17 protein-coding genes are annotated in these 17,685 nt (G+C 67.7%); 10 read left to right on the top strand and 7 right to left on the bottom strand.

Going from position 1 to position 17,685, the window contains the following annotated elements; translation table 11 throughout:
• Nucleotides 1-24 precede the first annotated feature (24 nt).
• The 6 genes from HUG10_RS15325 to HUG10_RS15350 all read left to right on the top strand — a co-directional run bounded on the left by HUG10_RS15325 (nt 25) and on the right by HUG10_RS15350 (nt 6,469).
• Nucleotides 25-222: a hypothetical protein gene (locus HUG10_RS15325; protein ID WP_179170402.1), complete on the top strand. Its 198-nt coding sequence runs from the start codon at nt 25-27 to the stop codon at nt 220-222.
• Between the two features lie 145 nt (nt 223-367).
• The gene (locus HUG10_RS15330; RefSeq protein WP_179170403.1) at nt 368-1,372 is read left to right on the top strand and encodes an ABC transporter permease; all 1,005 of its coding nucleotides are present in this window, start codon (nt 368-370) and stop codon (nt 1,370-1,372) included.
• Nucleotides 1,359-2,498: an ABC transporter permease gene (locus tag HUG10_RS15335; protein WP_218780607.1), complete on the top strand. Its 1,140-nt coding sequence runs from the start codon at nt 1,359-1,361 to the stop codon at nt 2,496-2,498. The genes HUG10_RS15330 and HUG10_RS15335 overlap by 14 nt, the downstream gene beginning before the upstream one ends.
• A 4-nt stretch (nt 2,499-2,502) precedes the next feature.
• Nucleotides 2,503-4,683 (top strand): ABC transporter ATP-binding protein, encoded by a 2,181-nt coding sequence (locus HUG10_RS22205; protein WP_179170404.1) that lies wholly within the window; start codon nt 2,503-2,505, stop codon nt 4,681-4,683.
• Between the two features lie 92 nt (nt 4,684-4,775).
• Nucleotides 4,776-5,909, top strand: coding sequence for an enolase C-terminal domain-like protein (locus HUG10_RS15345; RefSeq protein ID WP_179170405.1), 1,134 nt, complete (start codon nt 4,776-4,778; stop codon nt 5,907-5,909).
• A 125-nt stretch (nt 5,910-6,034) separates the two neighbouring features.
• Nucleotides 6,035-6,469 (top strand): PPC domain-containing DNA-binding protein, encoded by a 435-nt coding sequence (locus HUG10_RS15350; RefSeq protein WP_179170406.1) that lies wholly within the window; start codon nt 6,035-6,037, stop codon nt 6,467-6,469.
• A gap of 3 nt (nt 6,470-6,472) precedes the next feature.
• On the opposite strand, the gene HUG10_RS15355 is transcribed toward HUG10_RS15350, so the two are convergent.
• From HUG10_RS15355 to HUG10_RS15365, 3 genes are all read right to left on the bottom strand, one after another.
• Nucleotides 6,473-6,709: a hypothetical protein gene (locus tag HUG10_RS15355; RefSeq protein ID WP_179170407.1), complete on the bottom strand. Its 237-nt coding sequence runs from the start codon at nt 6,707-6,709 to the stop codon at nt 6,473-6,475.
• A gap of 92 nt (nt 6,710-6,801) precedes the next feature.
• Complete coding sequence (locus HUG10_RS15360; RefSeq protein ID WP_179170408.1) at nt 6,802-7,641, bottom strand: NAD-dependent epimerase/dehydratase family protein; 840 nt, start codon at nt 7,639-7,641, stop codon at nt 6,802-6,804.
• 97 nt (nt 7,642-7,738) lie between these two features.
• Nucleotides 7,739-8,872 carry a mandelate racemase/muconate lactonizing enzyme family protein gene (locus tag HUG10_RS15365; protein ID WP_179170409.1) on the bottom strand — a complete coding sequence of 378 codons (1,134 nt, stop codon included), beginning with the start codon at nt 8,870-8,872 and terminating at the stop codon, nt 7,739-7,741.
• Nucleotides 8,873-9,043: 171 nt separating this feature from the next.
• Between HUG10_RS15365 and HUG10_RS15370 the strand changes: the two genes are divergently transcribed.
• On the top strand, nt 9,044-9,979 hold the full coding sequence (locus HUG10_RS15370) for a dihydrodipicolinate synthase family protein (protein ID WP_179170410.1): 936 nt from the start codon (nt 9,044-9,046) through the stop codon (nt 9,977-9,979).
• Nucleotides 9,980-10,069: 90 nt separating this feature from the next.
• Here HUG10_RS15370 and HUG10_RS15375 read toward each other — a convergent pair whose 3' ends face one another.
• Together HUG10_RS15375 and HUG10_RS15380 are read right to left on the bottom strand one after the other, a co-directional pair.
• On the bottom strand, nt 10,070-11,314 hold the full coding sequence (locus HUG10_RS15375) for a mandelate racemase/muconate lactonizing enzyme family protein (RefSeq protein ID WP_179170411.1): 1,245 nt from the start codon (nt 11,312-11,314) through the stop codon (nt 10,070-10,072).
• Between the two features lie 78 nt (nt 11,315-11,392).
• On the bottom strand, nt 11,393-12,166 hold the full coding sequence (locus HUG10_RS15380; RefSeq protein ID WP_179170412.1) for an IclR family transcriptional regulator: 774 nt from the start codon (nt 12,164-12,166) through the stop codon (nt 11,393-11,395).
• A 697-nt stretch (nt 12,167-12,863) separates the two neighbouring features.
• On the opposite strand from HUG10_RS15380, the gene HUG10_RS15385 reads away from it, so the two are divergent.
• Nucleotides 12,864-13,586: a ThuA domain-containing protein gene (locus HUG10_RS15385; RefSeq protein WP_179170413.1), complete on the top strand. Its 723-nt coding sequence runs from the start codon at nt 12,864-12,866 to the stop codon at nt 13,584-13,586.
• Nucleotides 13,587-13,747: 161 nt separating this feature from the next.
• On the opposite strand, the gene HUG10_RS15390 is transcribed toward HUG10_RS15385, so the two are convergent.
• Nucleotides 13,748-14,788, bottom strand: a complete 1,041-nt coding sequence (locus tag HUG10_RS15390; protein WP_179170414.1) for an alpha/beta hydrolase family protein — start codon at nt 14,786-14,788, stop codon at nt 13,748-13,750.
• Nucleotides 14,789-15,020: 232 nt separating this feature from the next.
• On the opposite strand from HUG10_RS15390, the gene HUG10_RS15395 reads away from it, so the two are divergent.
• Nucleotides 15,021-15,674, top strand: coding sequence for a ThuA domain-containing protein (locus HUG10_RS15395; protein ID WP_179170415.1), 654 nt, complete (start codon nt 15,021-15,023; stop codon nt 15,672-15,674).
• A 62-nt stretch (nt 15,675-15,736) separates the two neighbouring features.
• Nucleotides 15,737-16,021: a hypothetical protein gene (locus tag HUG10_RS15400; protein ID WP_246310156.1), complete on the top strand. Its 285-nt coding sequence runs from the start codon at nt 15,737-15,739 to the stop codon at nt 16,019-16,021.
• Between the two features lie 69 nt (nt 16,022-16,090).
• Here HUG10_RS15400 and HUG10_RS15405 read toward each other — a convergent pair whose 3' ends face one another.
• Nucleotides 16,091-17,524 carry a family 4 glycosyl hydrolase gene (locus HUG10_RS15405; protein WP_179170416.1) on the bottom strand — a complete coding sequence of 478 codons (1,434 nt, stop codon included), beginning with the start codon at nt 17,522-17,524 and terminating at the stop codon, nt 16,091-16,093.
• Nucleotides 17,525-17,685 lie beyond the last annotated feature (161 nt).

A 17,685-nucleotide genomic window follows, 5' to 3' on the forward strand; every position in this document is an offset into this window, starting at 1 on the left:
TAGCTCCCACCCGAACGTCACGCCATGGGACTCCTCCAGGCGGCCTCGCGAACGATACTCGGGATCGACATCCTGTTCCTCGTCCTACTCGGGTTCTGCTTCCTGTACCTGGAACCCGGGTCGGGATCGTACGTGGTCGCCCAACTCACCCTCGTTCCCGTCGCGCTCACGTTCGCCGCGTCGGCTGTGCTGCTGTACACCGGGTGGGATCCGCTCGAGTAGTGGGTCGTCCCGTCGGCGATCGGTGTCTGTGACGAGCGGTTCGAATCACGGTGCGCGAGTGGTAGTGTGGGCGACCTGACGTGGCGTTTTCGAGCGGATGGGAAAATTCATTACGGTGGTCGCGAAACGCTTGTCTATCAGTACCATGGCAACGTTGGACTGGCGCATACGACGGATAGCGCAATCGGTGTTCACGGTGTGGGCGGTCCTCACGCTCTCGTTCGCCCTGATCCGCATGATGCCGGGGAACCCGATGGGGGCGATGGTCGCCCAACTGGAGAGCCAGGGGGTCGACCCGGTCCGCGCGCGACAGCTCGTCGAGCTCCGGATGAGCGTCGATCCGACCAAACCGATCCCGATCGCGTACGTCGAGTACATGGGCAGCATGCTCCAGGGCGATCTGGGGGTGTCGACCTACTACGCCCAGCCGGTCGCCGAGATACTCGCGCAGGCGATGCCGTGGACGCTGTTCGTGTTGAGCTGGTCGCTGTTCATCAGCTTCTTCATCGGCATCTCCGTCGGGGCGCTGATGGCGTACTGGGAGGGCGGCAAACTCGACGTGGGGATGACCTCGTGGGCGATCCTCATGGGGTCGATCCCGTTCTACGTCATGGCGATCCTCCTGTTGATCTTCTGCTCGTACCGGTTCGGCTGGTTCCCGACCAGCGGCCGGGCGCCGACCGGCGTCCCCGCCGGCGTCAACTGGCCGTACATCAAGGGGATCGTCCACCACGCGGCGCTTCCGGTCATGTCCATGCTGGTCGCATCCGGGATCGCCTCGCTCGGGATGCGCGGCAACAGCATCCGGGTTCTCGGGTCGGACTACCTCAGGGTGGCCCACCTCCGTGGACTCTCGGACGTGACCATCTCGACCCAGTACGTCGCGCGCAACGCCGTGCTCCCGATGTACACGACGCTGCTCATCAGCATCGGCGAGATGTTCGGCGGCTCCATCGTCCTCGAGAAGGTGTTCCAGTACCAGGGGCTCGGCTACTACCTGTTCTCGGCGTTCAACCAGCGGGACTACCCGCTGATGATGGGGGGGTTCATGGTCATCACGGTGGCGGTCGTGATCGCATTACTACTCGCGGACATGACGTACGGGTTGGTCGACCCGCGCGCAGGAGGTCAGCACAGTGAAACGTACTGAATCGCCGTTCGACGACTGGGAGGGTAGGGAGGAAAGCGACGCCGACGGCTCGGCTGAAGACGGTGCCGGGGCCGACGGCGCGACAACTGGCGGCGACGCGATGGCCGACGGCGGCGCCGTCGGGTCGCCGTTCGAGGTCGTCTCCCAGTACGAGGAGACTCGACGCGACCGGTACCGGAAGCTGTTCGACGCGTACGTGTACGCCCCCATCTCCATCATCTGGCGCGACTGGCGCGCCCGGATCGGGTTCACCATCGTGCTAGCGTACGTGCTGATGGGCACCGTCGGAACGGTGATCGTCCCGCCGACGGAGGTGGTCGAGGGGCCGGCGCTCGCCCAGCCGTTCCAGCACTGGGAGTACCCGCTCGGCACCGACGACATGGGTCGGGACCTGTTCGCACAGACGGTCCACGCGACACAGGAGATGCTGAAGATGATCACGGCGGGGGCGCTGTTCACCGTGACCATGGGGACGGTCGTGGGGGCGGTCGCCGGCTACAAGGGCGGGATGGTGGACACGGTGCTCAGTTCGATCACCGACATCTGCATCAACATCCCCGGGCTCCCGCTGGTGATGGTGCTCGTCCTGCTGCTCCCCATCGGGGGCAACCCGTACGTGATCGGAATCATACTGTGCATCGCGGCGTGGGGCGGGCTGGCACGGGCGATCCGGTCGCAGGTGCTCACGCTCCGCCAGGAGTCGTTCGTCGAGGCCTCGCGGGCGATGGGGATCCCCACCCGGAGGATCGTCTTCAAGGAGATCGTCCCGCACCTGATGCCGTTCGTCGTCATCAACCTCACGAACGCCTCGCGCAGGGTCATCTTCGAGGCGGCGGCGCTGTACTACCTCGGCGTCCTGCCGTTCGAGGACCTGAACTGGGGGGCCACTCTGAACCTCGCACAGACGGGCCAGGCCCACGTCCGGCCGCAGGCGCTCCACTGGTTCCTGGTGCCGATGGTGGCGATCATCTTCATCTCCATCGGGCTGATCCTGCTGGGGCAGTCGCTCGACCGGGTGTTCAACCCCCGAGTTCGGGCGCGACACGAGAAGACGACGTCCGACGCGGGCGACGATGCCGAGGAGGAGAGTACGACCAACCCGGACGTGATGGGCGGAGGACTCTGAGACAATGACCCTTTCAACGACCGAGTACGGAACCGAACGGGAGGTAGAGGATCCGATCATGCAGGTGCGCAACGCGTCGGTCACGTTCGACATGGAGCGGGGCGACTCGCGCGTGCTCGACGACGTCGACCTCGACATCCAGCGCAACGAGGTGCTCGGCGTCGTCGGGGAGAGCGGGAGCGGGAAGTCGATGCTCGCGTCCGGGCTGCTCGACGCCGTCGTCGACACCGGCGTGCTCACGGGCGAGCTCACGTACCGCCCGAAGGACGGGGAGCCGGTGGACGTGCTCGATCTTACGGACTCGGAGCTGAGGGAGTTCCGCTGGGAGCAGGTCTCGATGGTGTTCCAGGGCGCGATGAGCTCGTTCAACCCGGTGCGCGAGATCAGCACCCACTTCGTCGAGACCCTGAGCGCGCACGACTACAACGTCGACGAAGGGATGGAGCGGGCCGAACAGCTGCTCAGAGACCTGTATCTCGACCCCGATCGGGTGCTCAACTCGTACCCGCACGAGCTCAGCGGGGGGATGAAACAGCGGGCGCTAATCGCGCTCAGCCTCATCCTCGAGCCGGAGGTGCTCGTGATGGACGAGCCGACGGCGGCGCTGGACCTGCTGATGCAGCGCTCGATCATCGCGCTGCTCGAGGACCTGAAGGACCAGTACGACCTGACCATCGTCTTCATCACCCACGACCTGCCCCTCATCGCCGACCTCGTCGACCGCATCGCGGTGATGTACGCGTTCGAGATCGCCGAACTCGGGCCGACGCGGGAGATCCTGGAGTTCCCCGCACACCCGTACACGCGGCTCCTATTGAAGTCGACGCCGAACCTCGGGTCGCCGATCGAGGAGATGCGGCCGGTCGAGGGGAGCGCACCCGACCCGGTGAACGTCCCGTCGGGCTGTTCGTTCCACCCGCGCTGCCCGCTCTCGGACGAGACCTGCGAGATGCAGGATCCCGCGGCGTACCCGGTCGACGACGATCACCACGTCCACTGCCACCACTGGGAGGAGTCCGCCGAGGCGATCCCGATGGCCGACGACGCCGCCTCGTCGGACGCGTTCGCCGACCACGACGTCGGGACGGCGACCGCCGTGGCCCGCGGCACGAACGAGCAACCGGTCGTGTCGCTCTCCGACCTCGAGGTCCACTTCGAGCAGGCGAAGGGGTTCCTCGACGTGTTCTCCTCGCCCGACACGGTCAAAGCGGTCGACGGCATCTCGCTGGACGTCTACGAGAACGACGTGGTCGTCCTCGTCGGCGAGTCCGGGTGCGGGAAGACGACGCTCGGCAAGGCCGCCGTGGGGCTCCAGCGACCGACCGGCGGGAGCGTGGAGTACCGCGGCCACGACATCTGGGACGTGCGGGAATCGGGGAGCGACGACATGACGTGGGGGCAGATCCGGCGCTCGCTCCAGATCGTCCACCAGGACCCCGGCAGTTCGCTCAATCCCCACCGACGGATCAAGGCGAGCCTGCAGGAACCACTCAAGCGCTGGAACGCCGACCTCGACGGGAACGACCGGAAGCAGCGCATCCTCAGCCTGCTCGAACACGTCGGCATGTCGCCCGCGGAGGACTACTTCGAGCGCTACCCCCACCAGCTCTCGGGCGGCGAACAACAGCGCGTCGCGCTCATCCGCGCGATGCTGATGAACCCGGACCTCATCCTCGCGGACGAGCCGGTCTCTGCGCTGGACGTGAGCCTCCGGGTCGAGATGATGGACATGATGATCCAGCTCCAGGACGTGTTCGACACGTCGTACCTGTTCATCAGCCACGACCTCTCGAACGCCCGGTACATCGCGCAGCGGACCGGCGGCCGCATCGGCGTCGTCTACCTCGGCGAACTCGTCGAGATCGGCCCGCCCGAGCAGATCATCCACAACCCCCAGCACCCGTACACGCAGGCGCTCCGATGGGCGACCCCAGAACTCTCCGCCGAGGAGGCCGAGGGCGAGGTCGACGACTCCCCCATCCGGACGATCGACATCCCGGACCCGACGAACCCCCCGAGCGGGTGCCGGTACCACACCCGCTGTCCGGAGGCGCGGGAGGTATGTCGCACGACCGAACCGGAGTCGTACGGCGCGTCGGACGCGGACGACCACAGGGTCGCCTGCTTCCGCTCGGTCGACGACCACGAGTACTGGAACAGCGAGTCCATCGTCGGCGACGACTGAGCGACGCTCCTTCCTCCTCCGTCGGCCATCGTAGTCCGGCCGGCCGACCCAAACGTTACGTGGTGTACCGTCGTGTGTGTCGCTAGCGCACGATGGAGATCAGCGATATCGAGACGATCAGGTTCACGTACCGGTCGGGCAGGGTCCGCGATGGGAAGGGACACTCCCACCCCGGAGCGCCGCACGAGACGGTCGGGAGCATCACCCGCGTCGTCGTCGACGGCGGCCCGGACGGCTACTGCACCGGCGGCGACAGACGGGCGAACGAACTGGCGGCGGAGTACCTCCGGGGGGAGGACCCCCTCGAACGCGAGCGGCTCTGGCAGCGGCTCAATCGGTCCCAGCGGCTCCACAAGGGGACGTTCAGCGACTCGAACGTCTCCCGCATCGACTGCGCACTGTGGGACGTCGCCGGCAAGCACTTCGACGTGCCGGTGTACAGGCTGCTCGGGGGACACAGGGAGCACGTCCCCGCCTACGGCTCCACGATGGTCGGCGACGACGACCCCGACGGGCTGGGCACCCCGGAGGCGTACGCCGCGTTCGCGACCGACCTGCTCGATGAGGGGTACGGGGCCATCAAGCTCCACACGTGGATGCCGCCGTACGACGCCGACCCCGACCGCGTCGTCGAGGCGTGCCGGGCCGTCCGGGACGCAGTCGGGCCGGACGTGGAACTAATGCTCGATTCCCATCACTTCTACAGCCGAACGGAGGCGAAGCGGATCGGGCGGGCGCTGGCGGAACTCGACTTCAGGTGGTTCGAGGAGCCGATGGACGAGCACTCGATGTCCTCCTACGAGTGGCTCACGCGGAACGTCGACGTCCCGGTCGTGGGCCCGGAGACCGCGGAGGGGCAGATGTACACCCGCGCCGAGTGGATCAAGCGCGGCATCGCGGACATCAGCCGGGTCGGCGTGGCCGACGTCGGCGGGCTCACCCCCGCGATCAAGACGGTCCACCTCTGCGAGTCGTTCAACGTGCCGTGCGAGGTCCACGGCGGCAACGCGCCGAATCTCCACCTGCTCGGCGCGATGGCGAACCCGGGCGAGTACTACGAACGCGGCCTGCTCCACCCGAAGTACGAGTACGACGAGGCGACCCCCTGGCTGACCGACCCCGTCGACCCCCTCGGCGAGGACGGCACCGTCCGCGTTCCCCAGGAGCCGGGACTCGGCTACTCGTTCGACTGGGACTTCGTCGAGGCGAACCGCGTCGAGAACTGACCGGGGCGGGTTCCGTCGGCGCGATGCCCGCGGAACGCGACCTGGGAACCGTCCGTGGCGTCCCGCGTGGCGCGCGGCGACGCGGCGGGTGAAAACTTAACCCGAACGCCACCGACGGAATGGGTATGGACTCGTTCGAATCAGACGACGGCCACGTCGTCGTCCGCCTCGACCGCGGCGACCTCGTACTCGAATCGCTCACCGACGCCTGCGCCGACCACGACGTCGACACCGGCGCCGTCGTCTCGGGCATCGGGACGTTCAGCGGCCTGAAGATCCACTACGTGAACCGGACCGACCTCCCGGAGGAGCAGGCAGACCGGAACGTGACCCTCGAACTCGACGGCTCGTGGGAGGTGACGAACGTCGGCGGCGTCGTGGCCGACGGGGAGCCCCACCTGCACGTCACGGCGTTCGACGGCGACCGGACGGTCGGCGGTCACCTCGAGGAGGGGAACGAGGTGAACGTGCTCGGTGAGTTCACGATTCGGAAGTTCCAGGGGCTCTCACTCGAACGGCGGCCGGGCGACCACGGGATCTCACAGCTCCGGCGTCGGTGACGGTCAGCGACGCCGCCACTGGATGAGAGAATAGGTGGTCACCCCGAACAGCACGAGCGCCGTCCCCCAGATGACGAAGATCGCGGCCCACACGCCGGTGTTGATGAGGAGTCCGATGACGACCAGGACGAGGCCGAGCGTCGCGAGCGAGAGGGTGGCCGAGTTCCTCAGGGTTCCCAGCACGGTCGACGCTCCCCAGGACCGGTCCTCGCGCCCGCTGGCCCGTTCTACTGAACTCATTACTACCGTGTTACGGAATGCCACCATATATCGGTTGGGGTCCGGCGGCGAACTCGGCGCCGCGAGGTACCCCTCGGACTGCCCACCGCCTGCTACTCGGGCGGCCCGTCCCACTCCGCGCTGTCGTCCTGCGGGTCGTACCCGAGCGTCGCCCGCGCGTGTTCGAGGTCGAACCACCGGGACCGGTTGTCGCTCACCCCGTTGAAGACGTCGAACTCGACGGTGTCGTCCCGGAGACAGCGGTCGATCATGTGCGCGAAGTCGCGCCGTGACTGCCAGGTCGACGTCATCCGGGCGACCGCCTCCTCGTACTCGGCGCTGCCGCGCTCCCACTCCCCCTCGTCGGCGCCCTGTTCGGCGTCGCCGTAGGGGTGGTCGTACTCCTCGTCGTTGACGGTGCAGATGCGGAGCGCGTAGAACCGTTTCGGGTACTCGTACTCCTCCACGTAGTAGCGGCCGAGGTCCTCCCCGAAGCTCTTCGAGGCGCCGTAGTACGAGTCGGGACGGACGGGAACCTCGTGGTCGAGGACGAGGTCGAACCCCCTCGAGTAGATCTCCGGCCTGTGCTCGAGTTCGTACATCCCCACGACGTGGTTCGAGGAGCCGAAGACGAACGATTCGACCTCGGCCTCCCGGGCGGCCTCCAGCGCGTTGTACATGCCGACGATGTTCGGTTCGAGGACGTCCCCCCAGTCCCCGTCGGTGAGCGGGTAGGCCGCGAGGTGGATGACGGCGTCCCGTCCCTCGAACGCGTCCCGGAGCGTCTCGTAGTCGGCGATGTCGCCGACGACGGTGTCGTAGCCGCCGTACGGGTGGTCAGGCGGCCTGTCCGACCGGTTGTAGTAGGTGAAGTCGTACCCCTCTCGGTCGTGCAGGTGGTCGATGATAGCCGTCCCGCAGCGACCGTACGCGCCTGTTACGAGTACGTCCATACGGGTAGGGCAGGCGGTTCGATATTAAAAGGTCTGGTCCAAGCGACCGACCGGAACGCGGCGGCGGGCGGCGTGGGACGAACGATCCACGTCCCGTTCAGTCGTCCCGGTAGCGCTCGACGGCGCTCTCGTCGACCGAGATGCCGAGTCCGGGTTCCTGTGGGACGTCGAGGGTTCCGCCGGTCGGGTCGAACGGCGTCTCCAGGATCTCCGACCGGAGCGGGTTCTCGCTCCGGTCGAACTCCAGCATCATCGGCTCCGGCACGTTCCGGGTGTGGGGGTACGGCGACACGCTGGCGGCGAACTGGACCGCCGCGGCCACGCCGACGGCGCTGTTCCACACGTGGGGCCGGACGGCGACGTTCTCCGTCGTCGCCATGTCCGCGATGAGCCGCGCCTCCGAGAGGCCGCCACACCGCCCCAGGTTCGGCTGGACGACGTCGACGAGTCGGTCGTCGACGAGCCGTTTGAACGCGAAGCGACCGTAGTGGGCCTCCCCCGCGGCGATCGGCGTGTCGATCCGGTTCTTCACCTCGCGGTAGCCCGACTCGTTCTCGGGGGGGACCGGCTCCTCGATCCACGCGACGTCGTACTCCTCGATCGCCCGCGCCGTCTTGATCGCCTGTCGCGGCCGGTAGTTGCCGTTCATGTCGACCATGAGCGCGGCGTCCTCGCCGAGGAGTTTGCGCGCCGTCCGGACGCGCTCGACGTCCGCCTCGAAGCCGCTCCCGATCTTGATCTTCGCGGCGGTGAACCCCTCCGCGACCGCCCGCTCGATCGGCTCCGCGATCGGCTGCTCCTCGGCGGTGAAGTACATCGTCGACGCGTACGGTGTCAGGGTGTGGCACTCCTCGCCGCCGAGGAGGCGGTGGACGGGCCGGCCGACCGTCTTGCCGATTACGTCCCAGCAGGCGACGTCGATGCCGCTGAGCGCGCTCTGGACGAAGACGCTCCCGCCGAAGTGGTAGGGATCGGTGTAGGATCGGTCGGCCAGCGACTCGACGTCGAACGGGTCCATCCCGAGCACCCGGTCGCGGAACAGTTCGTCGACGGTCGCCTCGACGACGCTCCCCGGGGCGAACGCCTCCCCCCAGCCGACCGTCCCGTCGTCGGTCTCCAGTCGGACGAGCGAGGTCGCGCGCGTCCGGCCGAAGCCGCGCGAATCGCCCATCCCCTCGCCCTCCGGGAGCGACCACGAGAGCGGAATCACCTCCAGATCCGTTATCTCCATGAACCGAGCAGTCGGCCGGGCGCATTATAGCTTGTGTCGACCGGCTGGACGGCTGATTCCGACCTCGACGCAGGGCTCCTTGCCCCGACATCCGAGCCGGGGCGGACACCGGAGCTGTGTACGGGGGGGCGGTAGCTTTATTTGAATTTCCGGTTTACTGTGAGTCACTCCATGGCAAGAGCCGACCTCAGAGATAGCTATCGGGACGTCGCGTTCACCACAGCCACGCCGTTCGGCGAGGCGGACGGGGAGGTCCTCCACGACGCGCTGGCTGAGAACCTTTCGGGACTGTACGATGCCGGAGCACGCCAGTTCGTCCCCTGCGGGAACACGGGCGAGTACTACTCGCTCACGGACGAGGAGCGGGCCGAGATCGTCGAGACCCACGTGGCGGCGACCGGCGACGAGGCGACGGTGACCGCCGGCGCCGCGGGGAGCGTGGCGGAGATCGAACGCCTCGCGTCGGCCTACGAGGAGGCGGGCGCGGACGCGATGATGGTGATGCACCCCGACCACACGTACGCGCACGAGGACGGCCTGAAGGAGTACTACCACGCCGTGTGCGACGCGACCGACCTCGGCGTCGTCATCTACAAGCGTGGCCCCGAGGTGACGCGCGACACCCTCCTGGAGCTGTCCGAACGCGAAGAGGTCGTCGCCGTGAAGTTCGCCGTCAACGACATCAAGGAGTTCGCCCAGACGGTGGCCGACTCCTCGGGCGAGGTGACCTGGGTGAACGGGATCGCGGAGCGGTACGCGCTCTCGTTCGCGATCGAGGGGGCGAGCGGGTTCACGACCGGCATCGGGAACTTCGTCCCGGAGGCGACGCTGTCGCTATTCGACGCGGTCGAGGCGGAGGAGTGGGAGCGCGCCCGGCGCATCCAGCGCGTCCTGCGGCCGTACGAGGACCTCAGGGAGGACGTCGGCGAGGGCAACACGCTCCCGGCCGCGAACAACGTCCCGGCGGTGAAGTACGGGATGGACCTGGCGGGGTACCACGGCGGCCCGGTGCGGAGCCCCCTCGTCGACCTCTCGGAGCGGGACCGATCGCGGGCGGAGGAGCACTACGACCGCATCGAGGCGGAGTCGCCCCTCGAAGTGATCTGACCGGTCGAACTCGTTCACCGCGAAGCGGCACCCTCCGATATTCCTCCGTCCGAACCGCCCGTGAGGCGACCGGAACTCCTCCGTCTCGCCTCACGCGGATTCGTCGTACTCGAACTCCGTCCACGGGCCCTCGACGAACGGGTACTCCTCGAGGACGTCGAGGTCGACCGTGACGCCGAGTCCGGGACCGTCGGGCACGGCCAGCATGCCGTCGGCGATCTCTAGCCGCTCCCCGATGATGTCGAACGCGAGGTCGAACTGGTACATCCCCGGGTCCTCGTCGGCGTCCAGGGCCGGATCGCCCTCGAAGACGGGGTACTCGAGCAGCCGGACTTCGGGGGCCGCGGCGACGAGGTGCGCGTTCGCGACGAGGCCGAGCCACGTCCCGAAGTTGTGCGGGACGAACTCGACGTCGCGCCCATGACAGAAATCGACCGCCTCCCGGCACCCGGTGTACCCCTCGTGATGGCGCACGTCACCCTGGAGGAAGTCCACTGCGCCGGTTCGGCCGAGTTCGACGAGCCCGGCCGCCGACTCCTCGCTCTCCCCGCCGGCGAGCGGGGCGCCCGTCTCCGCGAGGGCGACGTACCCGTCGTGGTCGTCGGGTTCGACGGGCTCCTCGATCCAGTAGGCGCCGGCCTCGGTCGCGTACTCGACCAGTCGAGCGACTGTCTCGTCCCCGTAGGCGTCGCGGAGCTTCCACCACGTGTGGACGTCGAGCATGAGCTCCATGTCGTCGACCGCCTTGACGAGCAGGTCGACCGTCCGGCGGTCGCCGTCGGGGCCGATGCCGGGCCGGTACTTGTACCCCATGAACCCCAGTTCCTCCAGGACCGCCGCCTGGTCGGCGTAGCCCGTCGGCTCCATGTACATCCCGGCGCTGGCGTACAGCGGGAGCTCGGTGGTCGGGGTAGTCCCGTACTCGTCCGCGAGGAGCTCGTAGATTGGCGCGCCGAGCCGCTTCCCCCGGATGTCGTGGAGGGCGACGTCGACGGCCGAGCACGCCTCCGTCAGGAGGTGGCCCGTCGGCCCGGCCCCCGCGAGCAGGTCGTGCGCGTCCGCGGGCTCGTCCAGCGTCTCACCCTCCAGCGCGTCGGCGACGGTGCCATCGACGAGGTCGGCGAACGTCCCCTGCGAGTCGCCCTCGAAGTACTCCCGCATGGCGGAGCTGCTCGCGCCAGCGGTGGCGACACCCCGCTCGCCGTCCCGCGTCTCGACGACGACGAGGACGACGTCACGCTTCCGGAGGCGGCGCGTCCCGCCGAAGAAGCGGCGTTCCTGCGGCGGGTCGATCGGCGACGAGAGCGCGTATCCTCGGACGGTGGAGATCTGCATGGTGGTGGATGCGGACACGGGCGTCTAAACCGTTCCGGCTCCCGCGAGTAGGACTGACGACGCCGAACCCGGCCGCGCTCAGGAGAACTTCGTGTTGAGCTCGATGACGTTCGCCGCCCGGCGGACGTAGTCGGAGAGCACGTCGTGGAAGCGGTCGTTCGTGAACCGGCTCGACGGCCCGGACACGCTAATCGCCCCCAGCACCTTCTCGCCGTTCTTGACGGGGGCGGAGACGCACCGGAGCCCCTCGATGTTCTCCTCGTCGTCGATCCCGTACCCGCGCTCGGCCGTCACCTCGAGTTCCTCGTAGAGCTCCTCGCGCGTCGTGATCGTCTTGGGCGTCATCCTCGTCAGCTCGGTCGACTCGACGATCTCCTCGCGGCGCTCCGCCGGGAGGAACGCGAGAATCGTCTTCCCCAGCGAGGTGGAGTGGATCGGCTGCTGGGTTCCGATCCTGGAGGCCGTCTCGACCGCCCGGTCGCCCGTCGCCTTGCAGAGGTAGGAGATGCGACCGTGTTCCTCGATCCCGAACTGGGCGATCTCGCCGGTCTCCTCCGCCAGCGACTCGACTTCGTCCTGGATGACGTCATGGTTACCGACCTGTTCGCGGACGTGCGTCGCCATGTCGAGGATGCGGAGGCTCAGTCGATAGCTGTCCCCCTCGCGGACCAGGATCTCCCGCTCCTCTAGCGTCCGGAGGTGGCTGTGGATCGTGCTCTTCGAGTGTCCCAGCTCGCTCGCGAGTTCGGTCACCCCGATGTCGTCCCGCTCCTGGAGGACGTCGATGATGTTGAAGGCGATCTTCACCGACCGGATCGTTCGGCCCGACGCGGGTCCCGCTTGCTCTGTCATACCAGTGTAGCACACCCCATACCACATAAACCTGTTCCCATGAGGGGAACGGGCGTCGGGCGCCTCGGGTGAACGGCCCCGGAGAGAACTACGAACGGGTGAGCCCTAACGACCGTCGGGGGACGGACGTCACCCCCTGGACCGTCGGAACGCCCCGGCCGTCCGTTCCCACCTCGCGAACGAATCGGCGGGTCGTTTCACGCCGATTCCGCTGACGACGGCGGGGATCGCCGTTTCGGATGTGGAGGGGAACGACGCCACGGACGCTGCCGAGCGACCTCGAACTAGGTCCGCCTGGTGGCCATCGGAGCCTCGAATTACAAGAGTACGACTGTAATCTATCTGTTCCCCGGTGGGGAACACGTGGCGGTAAAACCCCCGAACTATCGAGTTCATGCGTCACAGTCCGTGACCGTCCCACGGACGGGGATGGCTGTCGGACCGAACGTTTTTGCCGGCCGGCCGAGAGTCCTACCCATATCATGCTGAAAGCCGAGTTCCGGGGGCGGACGGAGCACCGCACGGGCGGACCCGTGAGGGTGGGCCATCTCGCCTGCAAGGGCTGCGTCAGCGGAGTGGTCACCGACGCCTCCGCCGGCGAGTTCGCGCTCCTCTCGGGAGACGAAACGGGAACCCGTTTGCATCCACACGGAGCTCGCGGAGGACGGGGGTCCCCCGACGAGCGGAGCGTGAGAGCGTGACGCTTCGCGTGACAGTGTGGAACGAGAACGTCCACGAGCGGGAGGAGCCGGCCGTCGCGGAGCGGTACCCGAACGGCATCCACGGCGCCGTCGCGGCGCCGCTCGCGGACGAGGGCCACGACGTTTGGACGGCCACGCTGGGAGAGCCCGAGCACGGCCTCACCGAGGAGGTGCTCGCCGAGACGGACGTGCTCGTCTGGTGGTCCCACTGCGCGAACGACGAGGTGAGCGACGAGGTAGCCACGCGCGTCGTCGACCGCGTCCACGGTGGGATGGGGTTCGTTCCGCTCCACTCCGGGAAGAACTCCAAGCCGTTCAAACGCCTGATGGGGACGACCTGCGACATCAAGTACCGCCACGGTGGCGAGCGCGAGCGCGTGTGGGTCGCCGACCCCGGCCACCCCATCGCGGACGGGCTGGGGGAGTCCTTCGAGATCCCGGCGACCGAGACGTACGGCGAGCCGTACGACGTCCCCGAGCCGGATCGCACGGTGTTCATCTCATGGTTCGAGGGCGGTGAGGTGTTCCGCTCGGGGCTCTGTTACCGCCGCGGGCGCGGCCGGATCTTCGCGTTCCGCCCCGGACACGAGGAGTACCCCATCCTCCACCAGGCGGAGGTCAAGCAGGTGATCCGCAACGCGGTCGAGTGGGCCGCCCCGAACGAGGGGGCGACGGTGAACTGGGGGGAAGTTGAGCCCGCCGAGTCGCTCGAGGACTGACTCTCGGGTGCGGAAGCATCGGAGGCGATAGGAAAGACGGCGTTCACCGCCTGCACACGCTCGAGACGTCGGGCTGGACGACGTCCACCGCGCCCGACTCGAGGATCCCGGCCCGGAGTACCGTCTCGTCGTCCTCCTGGCAGTCGGACGCCCCCGTCGACTCAGAGGTGGTCCCGGATGAACGGCCAGACACCCGCCTCGTAGTACCGGTGTCCGCCGTCGCCGACGTACAGTTCGCACGCGTCGTGGGCTCCGGACCCACGGTACACGTCACGGAGTCGATCGAAGGCCCGTCTGGTCCCCTCGATGGGGAAGATCGGGTCGTGCTCGCCGGCGGCGACGAGAAGCGGCCGCGGCGCGATCAGGCCGGCGAAGTCCCACACCTCCCCCAGTCGGCGGATGCCGGGGACGTAGTTACAGACGCAGTGGTCGATGGGGACGAGCGAGTCCTCGAAGGGACAGACGGACGCGCACGGGGCGACGGGGGAGAGCCGGTCGTCGAGCGCGGCAGCGAACAGGGTCACCACCCCGCCGCCGGAGTGACCCGTGATCGCCAACCGGTCGACGTCGAGCGCCGCGCGTCGCTGGACGAACTCGATCAGCCGTAGCGTATCCCACACTCGCTCCCCGACGAGCGTTCGCCCGACCAGTTGGGCGTGCTTCTGCAAGCTCGTACACTGGCGGTCTCCGCTGGCCGTCTCCGGCGCCGCGAGTTCGCCGAACGCGCGCATGTCCGGTGCGACCGCTGCGTACCCGCACTCGACGGCCTGCCGGGCGATATCCCGTCGCTCGTCGGCGATCCGCTCGCGATCCGCATCGCTCTCCACCTCCCCGACCGAGAGCTCCTTGCCGCTCTCGGCGTGGCCGTGGACGGTGAGGACGACCGGGTACGGTGGCTCCGGCTCGTTCGGGAGTAACAGGTAGAACGGGACGCGAAACTCCCGTTCCGTCCGGACGCTCCACATCTGTCGCTCGTGGTCCGCCGCCGCCTCCGTCCCGTGGCAGCGGGGGTCGAGGTCGGGAACCCCGCCCTCGCGTATCACCGGGAACCCGAGGACGGATCGGAGCTCCTCGCGGAGGGTCTCCTGCCAGACGGGAAACGCCGACCCGGTCTCCCCGCCGTAGGCGAACGGGAGGTCGCTCGCCCGAAGCACGTGCTCCGTCCACTCGGCGCGATCGTGTCCGAACCGTCGGTCTTCCATGTGAGCTCCGACTGACGGTGCTCATCCCACTCACAAATGGCTACCGACCGTCGTTCACCCTCGAACCCGCGAGGGCTGTTCGAGATCGGTCCTCCGAATCGAGATCCGACCCTCGTGTCGCTGGTGAGGCTACTGGCGGCTCCATCAGTTGGCCGAACCGATACCCAACCCGTGACCCGGTCTCACCCGATTGACCGAAACGTTCTTGCGCCCGTTCTGCCACGCTCGAACCGTGACACCACCCTCCGCACTCGTCGTGGGCGAAACCCGATTCCCGTTCCACGACCTGGATAACATGGGCCCCCACGTGGAGGCGGCGCTCGGCGACGCCGCCGACGTGACTCGCTCCACGGAGCGGGACGACCTCGTCTCCCTCTCGGGGTACGACCTCGTCGTCGACTACCTCACCGACAGCACGCTCACCGGGCCGCAGCGAGCGGGTCTCACCGACTTCGTCGCCCGCGGCGGCGGCTACCTCGGAATCCACTGTGCGGCCGACCTCACGAGCGTCGGCGACGGCGATGGGGGACTCGACCACCGTCGGGAGCCGGTTCCGGAGCTCCGCGAACTGGTCGGGGGGCACTTCCTCGATCACCCCCAGCAGTCGACGTTCGGCGTCGAGATCGTCGACGCGCATCCCGTAACCGAGGGCGTCGATAGCTTCGATGTGTTCGACGAACCGTACGAAGTGGAGGTGGACGACGACGTGTGCGTTCTCGCCCGAATGGACCATCCCGACCTCCCCGCATACCCGGTCGTCTGGACGCGACCGTACGGCGACAGCCGGGTCTGCTACGCGTCGCTCGGGCACACCGAGGAGGCGTTCGCCCACGACGAGTACCGGAAGCTCCTCCGCAACGCCGTCGGCTGGGTCGTGGACGCCTGAGCAAAAGCGCGATGGCTCGGTCCACCTGAGCCTTTATTCCGGTAGACTGCATCCGCTTCCGCATGTCGTTCAGAAAAACCGACGTGACGGTGTACGTGTTCGTGCTGGCGGTGCTGCTGTCGGGGATGTTGATTGGTGACCGGTTCGGGATGGACTGGTCGCCGCCTCTCCTCCTGTTGGTAGGCATCGCTACGGCGGCCTGGACGGCCTACTATCGGTACGCGGTAGGACCTCGCCTCGAGGCGAACACTCCGTCGGGAGAGAGTGGCGAACCGGACGGCGGGGAGACGCGCCCGCCGAACAGCGCACGGGAAGAGTCAATGCACGGGTCCGACGTCCGGGAGTGAAGTCAGTCAGCCGTTTCGGGGTCGGAGGCAGTTCGGGTTCCCCTCGGCTTCCCGCGACGTCGCCGCGTCTCAGTCCCGGAGGACGGACGCGTCGAGGTCGTACCCGTCGAGATAGTCGCGTTCGGCCGCGACGAGGTCGGCGAACAGGTCCCGAGCCTCCTCCCGCCCTAGCGTGACGAGCGGTTCGTTGAGGAACGCCTGGAACGCGAGGTCGAGGTCCCCGGTGAACCCGGCCTCGATCAGCGTCTCCTGGTTGGTGACGTGGCGCTCGACCATGCTCCGGAACTCGTCCGGCAGTTCGCCGGCACACAGCGGGGTGACGCCTCCCCCGGTGAGCAGGGCGTTCGTCTCGACGACCGCGCCCGTCGGGAGTCCGGCGATCTGTCCCTCGTTGGGATAGTTGAGGTGGGTAACGAACTGTCCCTCGCCGAGGAGCGCACGCATGATATCGACCGCCTCCTCGCCGGACTCGCTGAACTCGAACGTCTCCTCGCCGTCGAGGTACTGTGCCATCTCGTCGGGCCCGTCGGCGTCGTCCACGCGGGCGGAACTCGGCGTGAGGCGGATCCCCCAGCGCTGGATCTCCTCGGGGTCGTCGATCGCGAGGTACCACGGGACGAACTCGGCGAGGTGACGGTCCCCCGCGGCGCCGAACACGCCGAAGCGGTCGTAGAGGTCGAAGGCGATCTGGAAGTTGTTCACCCAGTAGGACTCCCCCTCCATGTCGCCCGGTTCGTACCCCGGAAGCGGCGTTCGATTCTCCAGTTCCGCGTCGAGATACGCGAAGAGGTCGTGACCGCGCCAGTACGCCTCGTCGACCGCCGTGAAGTGATTGATCCCCTTGACAGTGACCTCCACGTCCCCGCGATCGACGTCCTCGGCGGCGTCGACGTACGTCTCGGCCAGCTCCGCGAACAGCTCCTGGGTCTGGAACACCTCGTGACAGAGGCCGATCGCGTTGATATCGGGGTACTCCTCGTACAGCGTCCGCGTGCAGACGGTCATGGGGTTGGTGTAGTTGATCACCCACGCGTCCGGGCAGCGTTCGCGGACGGTCGCCGCGATCTCGCGGTACTGCGGAATCGCTCGCAGCCCGCGCATGGTCCCGCCGGGTCCGACGGTGTCCGCAACCGGCTGGTACACCCCGTACTCCTTCGGGATGTCGATGTCGTTGACGAACGTGTCCGCGGGTGGGTCCTGCGTCGAGCAGATCACGAAGTCGGCGTCGTCGAGCGCCGCGTCCATCTCGCGGTGAGCTTGGAACGTCCAGTCGCCGACGGCTTCCTCGCGCCCCATGACCTGGTTCCCGAGTTCGGCGTTTCTCGCCGCCAGTCCGTGGTTCACGTCGTACAGCGCCACCTCCCCCGTGAGGTCCTCACACTGCGCCAGGTCGTTGATGAGCGTGTGAGCCCACCCCTGGCTCCCGCCACCGACGTACCCGATCTTCAGGCTCCGAGCTCGGTCGGCGGCCGGACGGTGGTCTCGCTCCGCGAGTCGGTACATACGGTGTCCGGTGACGAAAGCGGTCCGAAAATAGCTGTTGTTCTCGGACACCTTCGCCCCCTATCCGGCCGAACGTGGGACTCGGGACGGCGCTGACGCCCTCCATCTTCCATCTCGCCCGTTCCCGTGGCTCCGTTCGTCCGGAAGCGTCCGTGGGATCG

The organism is Halorarum halophilum, assembly GCF_013401515.1.
Classification (GTDB): Archaea; Halobacteriota; Halobacteria; order Halobacteriales; family Haloferacaceae; genus Halorarum; species Halorarum halophilum.

What these genes read in the sequence shown, in the direction of transcription:
- HUG10_RS15345 (WP_179170405.1), top strand. Translation starts at nt 4,776, where the DNA reads ATGGAGATCAGCGATATCGAGACGATCAGGTTCACGTACCGGTCGGGC.
- HUG10_RS15405 (WP_179170416.1), bottom strand. Translation starts at nt 17,524, where the DNA reads ATGTACCGACTCGCGGAGCGAGACCACCGTCCGGCCGCCGACCGAGCT.
- HUG10_RS15330 (WP_179170403.1), top strand. Translation starts at nt 368, where the DNA reads ATGGCAACGTTGGACTGGCGCATACGACGGATAGCGCAATCGGTGTTC.
- HUG10_RS15325 (WP_179170402.1), top strand. Translation starts at nt 25, where the DNA reads ATGGGACTCCTCCAGGCGGCCTCGCGAACGATACTCGGGATCGACATC.
- HUG10_RS15350 (WP_179170406.1), top strand. Translation starts at nt 6,035, where the DNA reads ATGGACTCGTTCGAATCAGACGACGGCCACGTCGTCGTCCGCCTCGAC.
- HUG10_RS15370 (WP_179170410.1), top strand. Translation starts at nt 9,044, where the DNA reads ATGGCAAGAGCCGACCTCAGAGATAGCTATCGGGACGTCGCGTTCACC.
- HUG10_RS15390 (WP_179170414.1), bottom strand. Translation starts at nt 14,788, where the DNA reads ATGGAAGACCGACGGTTCGGACACGATCGCGCCGAGTGGACGGAGCAC.
- HUG10_RS15375 (WP_179170411.1), bottom strand. Translation starts at nt 11,314, where the DNA reads ATGCAGATCTCCACCGTCCGAGGATACGCGCTCTCGTCGCCGATCGAC.
- HUG10_RS15355 (WP_179170407.1), bottom strand. Translation starts at nt 6,709, where the DNA reads ATGAGTTCAGTAGAACGGGCCAGCGGGCGCGAGGACCGGTCCTGGGGA.
- HUG10_RS15400 (WP_246310156.1), top strand. Translation starts at nt 15,737, where the DNA reads ATGTCGTTCAGAAAAACCGACGTGACGGTGTACGTGTTCGTGCTGGCG.
- HUG10_RS15380 (WP_179170412.1), bottom strand. Translation starts at nt 12,166, where the DNA reads ATGACAGAGCAAGCGGGACCCGCGTCGGGCCGAACGATCCGGTCGGTG.
- HUG10_RS15360 (WP_179170408.1), bottom strand. Translation starts at nt 7,641, where the DNA reads ATGGACGTACTCGTAACAGGCGCGTACGGTCGCTGCGGGACGGCTATC.
- HUG10_RS15365 (WP_179170409.1), bottom strand. Translation starts at nt 8,872, where the DNA reads ATGGAGATAACGGATCTGGAGGTGATTCCGCTCTCGTGGTCGCTCCCG.
- HUG10_RS22205 (WP_179170404.1), top strand. Translation starts at nt 2,503, where the DNA reads ATGACCCTTTCAACGACCGAGTACGGAACCGAACGGGAGGTAGAGGAT.